This window comes from Mucilaginibacter straminoryzae (assembly GCF_022953055.1).
Lineage (GTDB): Bacteria > Bacteroidota > Bacteroidia > Sphingobacteriales > Sphingobacteriaceae > Mucilaginibacter > Mucilaginibacter straminoryzae.
The window spans coordinates 48,501-60,921 of sequence record NZ_JALJEJ010000008.1 but is presented as its reverse complement, the minus strand read 5'-3'; the positions used below and the strand labels follow the sequence as shown (position 1 = coordinate 60,921).

13 protein-coding genes are annotated in these 12,421 nt (G+C 44.1%); 11 read left to right on the top strand and 2 right to left on the bottom strand.

Annotation, left to right across the window (positions count from 1 at the left end; genetic code table 11):
* Positions 1 to 25: 25 nt before the first annotated feature.
* The 7 genes from ribD (at position 26) to MUY27_RS15555 (ending at position 5,672) form a co-directional block, all read left to right on the top strand.
* The gene (ribD, locus tag MUY27_RS15585) at positions 26 to 1,087 is read left to right on the top strand and encodes a bifunctional diaminohydroxyphosphoribosylaminopyrimidine deaminase/5-amino-6-(5-phosphoribosylamino)uracil reductase RibD (protein ID WP_245131474.1); all 1,062 of its coding nucleotides are present in this window, start codon (positions 26 to 28) and stop codon (positions 1,085 to 1,087) included.
* Positions 1,084 to 1,941, top strand: a complete 858-nt coding sequence (locus MUY27_RS15580; RefSeq protein WP_245131472.1) for an EamA/RhaT family transporter — start codon at positions 1,084 to 1,086, stop codon at positions 1,939 to 1,941. The genes ribD and MUY27_RS15580 overlap by 4 nt, the downstream gene beginning before the upstream one ends.
* A 7-nt stretch (positions 1,942 to 1,948) precedes the next feature.
* Positions 1,949 to 2,563, top strand: a complete 615-nt coding sequence (locus MUY27_RS15575) for an IMPACT family protein (protein WP_245131470.1) — start codon at positions 1,949 to 1,951, stop codon at positions 2,561 to 2,563.
* Between the two features lie 87 nt (positions 2,564 to 2,650).
* Positions 2,651 to 2,929 (top strand): hypothetical protein, encoded by a 279-nt coding sequence (locus MUY27_RS15570; RefSeq protein WP_245131467.1) that lies wholly within the window; start codon positions 2,651 to 2,653, stop codon positions 2,927 to 2,929.
* Positions 2,930 to 3,050: 121 nt separating this feature from the next.
* Positions 3,051 to 4,367, top strand: a complete 1,317-nt coding sequence (mgtE, locus tag MUY27_RS15565; protein ID WP_245131464.1) for a magnesium transporter — start codon at positions 3,051 to 3,053, stop codon at positions 4,365 to 4,367.
* 25 nt (positions 4,368 to 4,392) lie between these two features.
* The gene (gene bioB / locus MUY27_RS15560; protein WP_245131462.1) at positions 4,393 to 5,397 is read left to right on the top strand and encodes a biotin synthase BioB; all 1,005 of its coding nucleotides are present in this window, start codon (positions 4,393 to 4,395) and stop codon (positions 5,395 to 5,397) included.
* 59 nt (positions 5,398 to 5,456) lie between these two features.
* Positions 5,457 to 5,672 carry a hypothetical protein gene (locus tag MUY27_RS15555; protein ID WP_245131459.1) on the top strand — a complete coding sequence of 72 codons (216 nt, stop codon included), beginning with the start codon at positions 5,457 to 5,459 and terminating at the stop codon, positions 5,670 to 5,672.
* A gap of 12 nt (positions 5,673 to 5,684) precedes the next feature.
* On the opposite strand, the gene MUY27_RS15550 is transcribed toward MUY27_RS15555, so the two are convergent.
* Positions 5,685 to 7,025 (bottom strand): PAS domain S-box protein, encoded by a 1,341-nt coding sequence (locus MUY27_RS15550; protein WP_245131457.1) that lies wholly within the window; start codon positions 7,023 to 7,025, stop codon positions 5,685 to 5,687.
* A gap of 196 nt (positions 7,026 to 7,221) precedes the next feature.
* A complete protein-coding gene (locus tag MUY27_RS15545) occupies positions 7,222 to 9,006 on the bottom strand; it encodes a glycoside hydrolase family 15 protein (protein WP_245131456.1) in 1,785 nt (594 codons plus the stop codon).
* 272 nt (positions 9,007 to 9,278) lie between these two features.
* Between MUY27_RS15545 and MUY27_RS15540 the strand changes: the two genes are divergently transcribed.
* From MUY27_RS15540 to MUY27_RS15525, 4 genes are all read left to right on the top strand, one after another.
* Positions 9,279 to 9,476: a cold-shock protein gene (locus MUY27_RS15540; RefSeq protein WP_245131453.1), complete on the top strand. Its 198-nt coding sequence runs from the start codon at positions 9,279 to 9,281 to the stop codon at positions 9,474 to 9,476.
* 165 nt (positions 9,477 to 9,641) lie between these two features.
* Entirely contained in the window at positions 9,642 to 10,889 is a 1,248-nt protein-coding gene (locus MUY27_RS15535; RefSeq protein ID WP_245131451.1) for an MFS transporter, read from the top strand.
* Between the two features lie 50 nt (positions 10,890 to 10,939).
* Positions 10,940 to 11,848, top strand: coding sequence for an oxygen-dependent coproporphyrinogen oxidase (gene hemF / locus MUY27_RS15530; protein WP_245131449.1), 909 nt, complete (start codon positions 10,940 to 10,942; stop codon positions 11,846 to 11,848).
* Positions 11,849 to 11,905: 57 nt separating this feature from the next.
* Positions 11,906 to 12,301 carry a hypothetical protein gene (locus MUY27_RS15525; RefSeq protein ID WP_245131447.1) on the top strand — a complete coding sequence of 132 codons (396 nt, stop codon included), beginning with the start codon at positions 11,906 to 11,908 and terminating at the stop codon, positions 12,299 to 12,301.
* Positions 12,302 to 12,421 lie beyond the last annotated feature (120 nt).

Below are 12,421 nucleotides of genomic sequence, written 5' to 3'. Positions count from 1 at the left end.
TAACATAAAAGCTAATTTTGTTGCGATGCACAATCACGAAAAATATATGCAGCGGTGCCTGGAGCTGGCAGCGCTTGGGATAGGACATGTTAGCCCCAATCCAATGGTGGGGGCAGTAATTGTGTATCAGGGTAAGATCATCGGCGAAGGCTATCACCAGAAATACGGCGGCCCGCATGCCGAGGTAAATGCCGTTAACCAGGTTTTGGAGAGCTATACTGATGCAGCAGCGTTGCTCAAACAATCTACCATCTACGTATCACTGGAGCCTTGCGCACATTATGGCAAAACGCCGCCTTGTGCCGATCTGATCATCAAACACCAAATTCCTGAAGTAGTAGTCGGGTGCCGCGACCCATTCGACCAGGTGGACGGTAAGGGGATAGAAAAACTGCAAGCGGCGGGCGTAAACGTTGTACAGGGTGTATGGGAGCAAGAGTGCCGGATGCTTAATCGCCGCTTTTTCACCCGCGTTAAGCAACATCGCCCTTATGTTATTCTTAAATGGGCGCAAACTTCAAACGGTTTGTTTGCTCCTGAAAATGGCGTGCAGTTTTGGATTACCGGCGAACAGTCTAAACAACTGGTACACAAATGGCGGACTGAAGAAGATGCGTTATTGGTGGGCAAAAATACGGCAGCCATAGATAATCCGCAGTTGAACGCAAGGCTATGGCATGGCAAATCACCTAAAAGGGTAGTGATCGATAGAAACCTCGAACTCGAATCATCGTTGCATTTGTTCGATCAATCCGTAGAGACCTTTGTCTTTAGCGAAATAAAAACAGATGTTGACGGGAATATTAAGTACATTGCCCTTGAAGATTTTGGCCGGTACGTTCCGCATTATATTCTTTACCAATTATACCTGCAGGATATACAATCAATAATAATTGAAGGCGGGGCTGCAACGCTTAACAGTTTTATCGAGGCGGGTCTTTGGGATGAAGCCAGGGTATTTACCGGTAAGGCTTTTTTGCCCGGAGGAATTAAAGCCCCGGTATTAAATCAACAGGTTAGTACGGTTGACGAAGTGGGCGAAGACCAACTGGCGATATTTTACAATCAAACGTTATCACTTCTATGATATATATTTTACTCAGCATTTGTTGCAGCGTTATTGTTTCAGTGATGCTGAAGCTGGCCAAACGCTACAGTATAGATATTTTTCAGGCCATCACCTGGAATTATTCTGTCGCGATCATCCTGACAGCCATATTCCTTAAACCACAGCTGTCAAACCTGACAGATGCACCTGTATATACTTACTCGCTCCTGGGCGTATTGTTACCAGCATTATTTGTAATCATCGGTGCTTCGGTAAGGTTTATGGGTATTGTACGTACAGATACGGCGCAACGCATTTCGCTGGTTATTCCGCTTATTGCTGCTTTCCTTTTCTTTGGAGAAGCTTTTACTCCGGTTAAATTCGCAGGGATAGCAGTCGGCTTCGTTGCCATGGGGCTTTTGTTATTCCGTTCGCATGCCCCCGTAGCAGAAACCAAAGTTACCTTTCCCTGGCTATACCCTTTACTGGTGTTTGCCGGTTTTGGTGTCATCGATATCCTTTTCAAAAAGCTCTCGCAAACCACTTCCATTACGTTTGGCACATCGCTTTTCCTGGTGTACGTACTTGCGTTTGTGTTATCATTGGCGGTATTGATTTACCTGGTTCTGATCAAAAAAGCCAAATTTTTGTGGATGCATATTTTATTCGGCTGGATGCTCGGTGTAGCCAACTTTGGTAATATTTTATTTTACCTGCTGGCCCACCGTGCATTGGCGCATAACCCTTCGTTGGTGTTCACCACCATGAATATTGGCGTGATCACGCTCGGTACGTTGGTCGGAACAATTGTTTTCAAAGAAAAAACAACCTGGCTTAACCGTATTGGTATCATACTGGCCATCATAGCCGTTATTATTATTACTTACGCGTAACCAGTTTATGCTTTTTGACGATACCTACCGAACCATCAAGGATGCTTCCGAGGGCGATTTCAGAGACAGGGGGAGCCGCTTCCTGGCCTTCGCGTATGCGGTTACGCAAGAGGCCCAAATAAAAGATCATGTGGCTAAACTAAGAGCGGTGCATCCCTCTGCAAGGCATTACTGCTGGGCAGCCCGCTTTACGACAGACCAGGGCGCGCACCGTTTTAATGATGATGGCGAACCAGCGGGTACCGCCGGGCGGCCGATCTTAAACACCATCCTTTCTAAAAATCTGAATAACGTGCTGGTGGTAGTGGTCAGGTATTTTGGAGGAACATTGTTAGGTGTACCAGGATTGATTAACGCCTACAAGAGCGCTGCAGAAGATGCATTGAGCAGGGCAGAGGTAGTTGAAAAGACGATGGATGATGTTTATGAGGTGAAATTTGAGTACCTGCAGATGAACAACGTTATGAAAATTGTAAAAGATTACAATTTTCTGGTTCTGGAGCAAAACTTTGATCTCACTTGTGTGTTAAAGATAGGCATCAGGAAGATGCAGGTTGACCGTGCAGTGCAAGATCTTACCAGAATAAGCAATGTTGTATTAACTTATTTGTATAGCTTATAAAATAAAAAATTATTATTTTTTGCTATAGGAAATAGTAAAGCAATATTGTAACTTAGAGTTGAAAAACATCATAACCTCTGAAATCATATGAATACTTTACCTATCGGAATCTATCTCGAGAACGAGAAGAGATTCGAGTTTGATTTTGTGAGACATCTGTTAAAGATCTCCTTTCTCAAAGAATCACGTATTGCCGGTACTATTGTCTCGCCTTTCCGCATGGTAAAAAACGATGACAGCCTTTATTTGCTGATCCACAATTTTGACCGCCTTGGCGAACGTAAGATTATGATCGAGTCTATGGACCAGAACGAACTGGTGATCAGCCATGATAATATGTCTTACAAGCTGCAGAAAGTGGCGTAAATTATACCAGGATATCTACAGTATTGCCGGGCGATTTATCGCCCTTTTTTATTGAATTTACCCCCGTTTATGCGTATTTTGCGCGCAGATGCAATCTTTTGAAATAAATAAATCGGACCTGTTGAAACTCAGGGCGGCGTTGGAAGGAAACGACGCTGATTTACAGGAGTTTCTGCAGGAGTACCATGCTTCTGAGATTGCTATTCTTTTCGAAAAACTTACTCCGGAAGAGCGTAAGCAGATCATCAATATTTTACCGACAGATATTGCCTCGGAGGTATTGTCGGAAATGGACGAGGAACATCACCCCGAACAGATCCTGATAGACCTGCATCCCGAAAAGCGTTCGGAGATCATCGAAGAGCTTGACTATGATGACGCGACGGATATTATTTCTCAGTTGGACGAAGACGATCAGCAGGAAGTATTAGGCGACATCGATCAGGAAGACGCCTCTAACATCAGGGCGCTGATGACCTACGAAGAGGATACCGCCGGTGGTTTGATGAATACCGACGTGATCAAACTCAACATCGGGCTTTACAAAAATGAGGCTTTGAGCGAGGTGATCCGCCAGTCTGAAGAGAAGGAGGAGTTTTACACCATTTACGCCGTTAACGACAACGATATACTTCAGGGGATTGTTTCGCTGAAAGATATCATTAAGTCGCGCGCCAATGTTTCTGTAAGCGCCCTGCTGAAAACAGATTATGTGTTCGTGAAGGCGGATATGGACCAGGAAGAGGTAGCCAAGCTGATCTCGCAATACAACCTCACCAGTATTCCGGTTGTGGATGACCAGATGCGGTTGTTGGGTCGTATTACCGTTGACGACATTATCGACGTATTAGAAGAGGAGAATACCGAGGACATTCTGAAAATTTCAGGTGTATCCGAAGACGAGGAACTAAGCGGTAACTGGCAGGATGCTGTTAAAAGCCGTTTACCCTGGCTGATTATCAACCTTGCTACCGCTTTCCTGGCAGCTTCAGTGATCAGGCATTTTGATCCTACTTTACAAAAACTTACGGTGATGTCTGCTTACATGACGATCATCGCCGGTATGGGTGGCAACGCAGCTACACAGGCATTAGCCGTAACCGTTCGCCGGATTTCGTTAAGCGACCTGACCGATCAGCAAGCTTTCCGTACGGTATTGAAAGAGTTTTCGGTTGGTTTGATTAACGGTGCCTGTAATGGCTTGATTGTTTTCCTGGTGGCTTTATGGTACGATGCTAACCCGATGCTGGGCGTGGTTCTGTTCCTGGCCATGACAGGTAACCTGATTGTAGCCGGTCTGACAGGTGCATCCATACCCTTGCTGTTAAAACGATTGGGAATAGATCCAGCCGTGGCATCATCTATCATTATTACCACTTTTACAGATTGCATAGGTTTTCTGTTGCCGCTCTACCTGGCAACAAAACTTTTATTATAAATTTGGCCCATTGACTATTTAACTCATGACTGAAATCAGACATAACTGGACGAAGGAAGAAATTTCTGAGATATACCACACCCCACTGCTGGATTTGATTTATCGCGCGGCAACCGTTCATCGCGAAAATAAAGATTACGCAGAGGTGCAGATCAGCTCGTTAATCTCGGTAAAAACCGGCGGCTGCCCCGAAGATTGTGCATATTGCCCGCAAGCCGCGCGTTACCAAACCGGTGTAAACGTGCATGCTATTTTACCTAAAGAAGAAGTGATTGCCGCGGCCGAAAAAGCTAAAGCTGGTGGTGCATCCCGCCTTTGTATGGGTGCTGCCTGGCGTGAAGTTCGCGACAACCGCGACTTTGACAAGGTACTGGAAATGGTTACCGCTGTTAACGAAATGGGTATGGAAGTGTGCTGTACTTTGGGTATGTTAACAGAACAGCAAGCGCAGAAACTGGCCGATGCCGGTTTATATGCTTATAACCACAACCTGGATACTTCTGAAGATGATTACAAACGGATCATTACTACCCGTACTTATGATGATCGCCTGAAAACGCTTGAACATGTGCGTAAAGCAAAAATCAGCGTATGCAGCGGCGGTATCATCGGCCTTGGCGAAACCGTGGAAGACCGTATCTCGATGCTGAAGACGCTGTCAACCCTGCCGCAACACCCCGAATCTGTTCCGGTAAATGCGTTGGTCCCTGTACAAGGTACGCCCTTGGCAGACCAGCCGCGTGTTTCTGTTTGGGATATGATACGCATGATAGCCACTGCACGGATCATTATGCCTAAAACTGTTGTGCGCCTTTCTGCAGGCCGTACGGAAATGAGCACGGTAGAACAGGCGCTTTGCTTTATGGCAGGTGCTAATTCAATATTTGCAGGCGAGAAATTGCTTACTACGCCAAATCCTTCTTTTGATACGGATATGGCCATGTTCGAGCTGTTGGGTTTAACCCCGCGCAAAGCGTTTAAAAATGGTCGCCCAAATAAAGCAAAAGCGGTTGCTGAAGCCGAAGCCTAAAATATTTTACCGGCAGGATGAAAACTCTTGCCGGTATTTTTAGTTTACCTTCTTACAATATGAAAGTTTCTTTTGAAATAAAATCGCCGTTCTGGCAAATGGAAACCGAGTGGGATTATCCTGTACTTCCACGCGCGGGTGAGTATATCGACCTTGCTTTTATCGTTCCTGAAGACATGGCAAAAAAACCTGATTTCTACAGTGCAAAGGTTTCCCGCGTAGACTGGATGAAGATCAATGATATTTATCCGGTTATTGTACTTGAAAAAATTTAGCGTTGGCTATTTCTAAATCTTACCCTCGTTAATTGATAAAGGGTTGATGATGGTTGGATGTTCCTCGGGAAGGATATCTTCGGTATTACTGATGATGGATTTTACAATATCATCCAGTTCCTTTACCGACGTATCGAGGTAATTAATCAATTCCGGATCCCGGCTTTCGTGCCCTGGCTCGTCTTTGATTAGTTGGGTGAGACCAAGTATCCGTGCTAGTGGAGCTCTTACTACGTGCGATTGAATGTATGCAATGTTTTGTAGTTTGTTATTCTGCCTTTGTATAGCACGGGTATATTCTATCTGTGCATGTATATTCCTGGTGATCACCAGCCGCGCGTGTTTTCCTTTAAATTTAATCGGATTACAAATTACTTCTACATAAAATTGCTTACCGTCTTTGGTGCGGTGCTGCGTAATGTTTTGCGAAGAAGTGTTAGTTCGTAAAGACAATTGCAGTATTTTTTGCAATTCCTCTATCTTTTCATTGCTTCTGATATCCTTGATAGACATACTCAGAAACTCCTCTTCTGTATAGCCATAACGTAAAGTAGCCGCTTCGTTAACCTGTAGAAACTGTAGCGTATCAACATTGTAGATCCACATTGGAGAGGGGTTTAACAGGAAAAGGCTTTTGTAATGCGTTTCAGATTCTTTTAGTTGTTCGTTCCGCTTTACTTTATCTTCAATTTCAGTTTGGAGATCGACTAACAGTTGCTGCTCGTGCATTAGCGTGTTTTCCAAACCGCCGATCACATTTCTTATTTGTACGATGATGATCGTGTTCAGAAATAAAAAATTGCTCGTGTAAACAATCCACATCGCCGGGTCGTAGCGGTTAACCGCCCAGGAAAACCACCCGAATTTTATTTCAGCAGCTAAAAAGCCGTAAATAACAAAGTTGAGTAATACAGAGCCGTATACCACTTCGCTGCGGAATAATAGGGCGATAAAAACAGAAACTGCGAGAATAAAGATTGTACCGATGCCGAAATCGCCAAAGTAGATGGTTAGAAAAATGCCAAGAGCATACAACAAGGTCACTACAAAAGCTTTCCTGAATAACAACGAAAAGCGACGGTTGAGGCAGATGAAAATAACAGAAAATAGTGTAAGAAAGGATACCACAGGTATGGCGGATAACCCCCGTTCATAAGTGATAATAACGGACGGCACAAAAGCAATCAGGCTGAACGGGAGCGAATAAAGGATGCAGTTGGTGAAAAAAATCTCGCGCCAGTAACTAATATCTTTTACGCCCTCTTCCGAATCTGGTTGGTGTATGGCGCTGTGGACAAACGTTTTGTACGCCTGCCAGATAAATTTTCCCTTTCGTGTTATTCTGTTTATCAATTTACTTTTAAGCAAGCGATATTACAACTCTTAGCTATAAACCTAAGCGCAAGTTTAGTAATAAAACGCTTGTATTTGCGTTTCTTAAAAGTACTTTTATTTAATCTTTTAGCAAAAAAGAAAATTTAATTTTTAAAAAGTTTCTTGTTGGTTCACTAAGCCTACTTTAATTGCCTGTGCTTTAAATAATTGATAATTACAAAAATACGGGTTTTCCTATTTTCATAGCGATACTGTAAGCAGCGTTCATTAGACCCACATGGCTGTACGCCTGCGGAAAATTACCCCATTGGCTTCCGTCTTCTTCGTCCACATCCTCGCTGAATAACTTCAAGTGGTTACTGTATTGCAGCAGATTTTCAAATTCGCGTATAGCATCATCTAACCTACCGACGCAGGCAAGGGCTTCTACATACCAGAAAGCGCATACCAGAAATGTAGTTTTGGGCTTACCGAAATCGTCTGCATGCAGGTAACGGTAGAACAAGCCGTTAGGCGTTTTTAATTCGCGTTCCAAAGCTGCGAGGTGATCTCGTGCACGCTCTGAAGCTGGATCCAGGTAATTCATCATGATTAACTGTAGCGTGCTTGCATCTAAATAGCTGCTGCCAGCTGCATTTGTGTAAACCTTCCGTTTCGGGTCGTAACAACTTTCGATATGTTCTGCGGCCCGTTCCTTCATCGCTACCGCACGGTTGATTAGGTCCTGGTTTTCAATCGTCCTGGCCATCTTTTCTGCTGCACACGCCCCGGCCCACTGGAACAGGTTGCTGTAGCAATGGATATTGGCCATATTCCGGAACTCCCAGATACCTGCATCTTTTTCGTCGATGGTGCGCTCAATTTTGCTCAGCAGGAAATCGAGCCATTTTGCGGAATCTTTTCGTTCCCCCACAATAAAGCGATGGTCAGTATATAATGGCAGCACAGAGATCAGCACCTGCCCGTAAATATCATTCTGGATATGCTCATAAGCCTGGTTGCCTATCCTTACCGGCTGATTGTTTTCGTAGCCTGAAAGGTGATCAAGTATCTTTTCAGTTAGTTCTTTTCTGCCAGTGATACCATACAATGGCTGATAACGAAAATCTTCCCCGAAAGAAATATCGGTGACGTAGGAGAAGTATTTCTCCATTTCTTCAAAGTGCCCGATATGGTTCAAAGCCGTGATCACGTAATACGTATCGCGCAACCAGCAATAGCGGTAGTCCCAGTTACGGGTACTTTGCGGAAATTCGGGTAAACTGGTTGTACTTGCCGCGATGATGGCACCGGTATCTTCATACTGGTGTATTTTTAAAGCCAGCGCCGAGCGGATCACATAAGGCTGATAAAACCCTGCTATTGATGAGTGCTTTATCCACACGTGCCAGTACTGAATGGTTTCGCGCAGAAAATGTTCGGCTGTGCTGTTTAAGGGGGCCTCTAATGGCTCGCCATAAGTCATCACCAGGTATTTTACCTCGTTCAAAACAAAAGGCTGCTCATCAAACACGTAACTTACGGGTATATTGGTCGTCAGCCGGATATTTTCTTCACCGCCTAAGTATTGGATATGATTGCTGCCGCGATTTACGCTTAATTTAGTTTCACCGTAATCAGAAACCGGTGCACACTTTACTACTACGCGGGGCGAGCCTTCCAAAGCCTCAACCTTTCTGATCAGCATCAGCGGCTTATAATAACGCTGGTATTGATAGAACCTTGGTGCAAAGTCTGTTACGCGGTATTTAGCCCCGGTTTGGCAGGTGACGTCAGTCACCAGTACATTGGTGTTTTCCAGGTAATACTGGTCTGAAGTAAAGTCGCCTTCGGGCTTTATAGAAAACTCGCCGCCTTTTTCCTTATCCAGTAAACCGCCAAATATGAACGTGCTGTCGAAACGTGGCCAGCATAGCCAATCTATATTGGTATTTTTATTAATATGAGCTAAAAAACCACAGTTCCCAATAATACCGGTCTCGTAAGTGTGTCGTGCCATCGGTTAAAAATTTAGTTATTGTACAGCTTTCGCACAATAATGTTTTAACATCTACTGAAGTACTAATACATGGTGTCAAACAAGAAATAGGATAATGTATGTGCAACAGGCTAAAAATCAGCCGTTAAAATTTCTTTGTTTAATTTAAATAATTATATTTGATGTGTAGGGTTAAGCCTAAAACCTCGCTGATAAATAAACCTGACGTTACTTACCAGTCCTGGCGTAGACATTAAGACTACATATTATCTAATACGTATATTTCTTTTATTATGAAAACTGGAAAAGTAAAGTGGTTTAACACCCAGAAAGGTTATGGATTTATCATTACCGATGATGGTAAAGATCTGTTCGTACATTTTAAAGATGTGCAAGGTGGCGTAAACGCCATTAAAGACAATGACCAGGTTGAGTATGATGTGGAAGAAGGCAGAAAAGGATTACAAGCGGTTAACGTGAAAAAGATATAATCTTATTGTTTCTGATCTACAAAACCTCTGCTAAGCAGGGGTTTTTTTATGCTGTTGAGTGTAGATAAGGTGATAAACAGCATCAATTGTCGGCTTGTTACCACCACTTTAAAATTAGCGACAGAAATTATACTTTAGGCTTCCCAAACAGATAAACTTAACTAAATGACCGATCATTCCGCCAAAAGCAACCGTAACGTAGTGTTGCTTGTACTTGTAGCAGCGTTAGGCTACTTCGTAGATATTTATGACTTGCTGGTATTTTCTATTGTGCGAAAGGCCAGTTTGCTGGATATCGGTGTGAAGCCGACCGATGTATTGCCGCAAGGGGTGTTTATCATAAACCTCCAAATGTTCGGGTTGTTACTCGGCGGGATCATCTGGGGTATTATTGGCGATAAGCTGGGTCGTATTAAAGTACTGTTTGGCTCGATACTCTTATACTCTATCGCCAACTTTGCTAACGGCTTCGCACATGATGTAGATACCTACGCTTGGATTCGTTTTGTAGCGGGTATCGGCCTCGCTGGAGAGTTAGGGGCAGGTATTACCCTGGTTACCGAAACCATGAGCAAAGAAAAGCGTGGTTACGGTACCATGATCGTTTCCGTTATTGGGTTGTTCGGCGCCGCTCTGGCGGTTGTGGTTGCGAAATATGGCTGGCGGAACGCCTACTTTGTTGGCGGTGGTTTAGGGGTGCTGTTGCTGCTACTCCGTTTAGGAACTTTTGAGTCAGGAATGTTTAAAAATGTCGAGCAGGCAAACGTTTCGCGTGGCGACTTTTTTATGTTATTCAGTAATGGTAAACGCTTCTTAAAATATTTATACTGCATCCTCATTGGTTCTCCGCTCTGGTATGTAGTGGGCGTGCTGGTTACCTTATCGCCAGAATTTGGCGGACCGAAGGCGTTGGCCGCTAAAGAACCATTAAATGCGGGCGAGGGAATTTTGTATACCTATATCGGTATTGCCGTTGGCGGACTGATAGCCGGACTGTTATCCCAGGCCACAAAATCGCGCAAACTGACCATGCTGATCTTCCTGTTGCTATCAGCCGGTACCGTAGTGATTTATTTAAATTCTTTCGGCCTCACCAATGCTAAGTTTGTTTGGATTTGCTTCCTGATGGGATGCGCGGTAGGTTATTGGCCTATCTTTGTTACCATTGCAGCGGAGCAGTTCGGCACCAACATACGTTCTACTGTGGCTACCACGGTGCCTAATTTTGTACGCGGCTCTTTAATTCCTATCAACTGGGGTTTTACCGCCTTAGCCGGTAAGTTCGGGATGATCAATAGCGGTTACATCATGATGGCCTTGCTAACCGTCATCGCTATTTTTTCTTTAACCCGGCTACGCGAAACCTTTGGCAAAGATTTAAATTATGTAGAAGACGCTGCAACAGCGGCGTAGCATCTTCATAAAGTTTTGCCACGGTAAAGGTATTTCTGCATTTTTGCGGCATGATCAGTAAGGAACAGATAGCCGAAGACTATAAGGTAATCCAGGACGAGATTTGTGCCGGATTAGAAGCGCTGGACGGTGTGGCTAAATTCGAAGAAGAATTGTGGGAACGCGAAGGTGGGGGCGGTGGCCGTACGCGTGTTCTCCAGAATGGCAATGTCCTCGAAAAAGGCGGTGTTAACTTTTCGGCTGTTCATGGCGAATTACCTGAAGCAGTAAAAAAAGCTTTCAAAGCTGATCAGGATGATTTCTTTGCGACCGGCGTTTCTATCGTGATGCACCCCAACCATCCGATGGTACCGATCATCCACATGAATATCCGCTACTTTGAAATGCCCGCAGCAGAAGGAGTGGAGCCTGTGCGTTGGTTCGGCGGTGGGATAGATGTAACGCCGCATTATGTTTTCGAAGATGATGCACGGTTCTTTCATAATCACCTGAAAAGCGTTTGTGATCAGTTCAACCCCGAATTTTATCCAAAATTCAAGACTTGGGCCGACGATTACTTTTTCATCAAGCACCGCGACGAAACCCGTGGCATCGGCGGGATTTTCTACGACCGTTTGAAGGCTGAAGATAGTATTAGCTGGGAACAGATCTTTGAATTTTCTAAAGCTGTTGGCCGTTCTTTTCTGCCGATATATACCGAATTGGTTAATCGTAACCGCCATAAATCATTTACCGAAGCAGAGCAGCAGTGGCAATATCTGCGCCGGAGCCGTTATGCGGAATTTAACCTGGTATACGACGCTGGTACAAAATTCGGATTGGAAACAAATGGCCGCATAGAATCGATATTAATGAGCCTGCCGCCAACTGCCAAATGGTTGTACGATTACAAACCAGAGCCGGGCAGCGCAGAAGAGCATACCCTTTCTTTATTGAAAAAAGGTGTGGATTGGGTTTAAAAGCCTTTAACCTCTTCGCTTAACTACCATCGTTTACCTTAAATACTACCATTACCTATGAAAAAACTGCTTTTTGTTATTCCGTTATTGTTCTTATTTACCTCGTTCGTAAAGCTGCATACGCTTAAGGGAACATGGAAGTATGCCGGCGGATATTATAATGGACATAAAGAGAGCGCACCGAAGGGTTACCAACTACAACGTAAATACACGGATACCTCTTTTACTGCCTACATTATTGAGAAAGACACATTACCTGAAAAGTATCAGGCGGGGCGATATAAACTAAAAGCTGATTCGTGTATGGAGACCGAAACCTTCAACGCACAGTCTGCCAAACTTACCGGCATTACGCTGCATTACCACTACGTTTTTCATCACGATACCTTGTATTTGAAAGGCCGTTTGCCCAGCGGAATGTATGTTTTGGAGTATTGGAAAAAGGTACGTTAAAATCGGGTAGTTTTCCACCGTAATATGCCCTAAAATGGCCGATGTTAGTAACTTGATGCGGTAGTTTTGCAGATTTTCGTATCTTCGCAGGTCGCTTAAATTACATTGTAAAACCTATTT

Coding starts and splice junctions, on each gene's coding strand:
- MUY27_RS15575 (WP_245131470.1), top strand. CDS start 1,949: ATGCTTTTTGACGATACCTACCGAACCATCAAGGATGCTTCCGAGGGC.
- bioB (WP_245131462.1), top strand. CDS start 4,393: ATGACTGAAATCAGACATAACTGGACGAAGGAAGAAATTTCTGAGATA.
- MUY27_RS15540 (WP_245131453.1), top strand. CDS start 9,279: ATGAAAACTGGAAAAGTAAAGTGGTTTAACACCCAGAAAGGTTATGGA.
- MUY27_RS15580 (WP_245131472.1), top strand. CDS start 1,084: ATGATATATATTTTACTCAGCATTTGTTGCAGCGTTATTGTTTCAGTG.
- MUY27_RS15545 (WP_245131456.1), bottom strand. CDS start 9,006: ATGGCACGACACACTTACGAGACCGGTATTATTGGGAACTGTGGTTTT.
- MUY27_RS15570 (WP_245131467.1), top strand. CDS start 2,651: ATGAATACTTTACCTATCGGAATCTATCTCGAGAACGAGAAGAGATTC.
- hemF (WP_245131449.1), top strand. CDS start 10,940: ATGATCAGTAAGGAACAGATAGCCGAAGACTATAAGGTAATCCAGGAC.
- MUY27_RS15525 (WP_245131447.1), top strand. CDS start 11,906: ATGAAAAAACTGCTTTTTGTTATTCCGTTATTGTTCTTATTTACCTCG.
- MUY27_RS15555 (WP_245131459.1), top strand. CDS start 5,457: ATGAAAGTTTCTTTTGAAATAAAATCGCCGTTCTGGCAAATGGAAACC.
- ribD (WP_245131474.1), top strand. CDS start 26: ATGCACAATCACGAAAAATATATGCAGCGGTGCCTGGAGCTGGCAGCG.
- MUY27_RS15535 (WP_245131451.1), top strand. CDS start 9,642: ATGACCGATCATTCCGCCAAAAGCAACCGTAACGTAGTGTTGCTTGTA.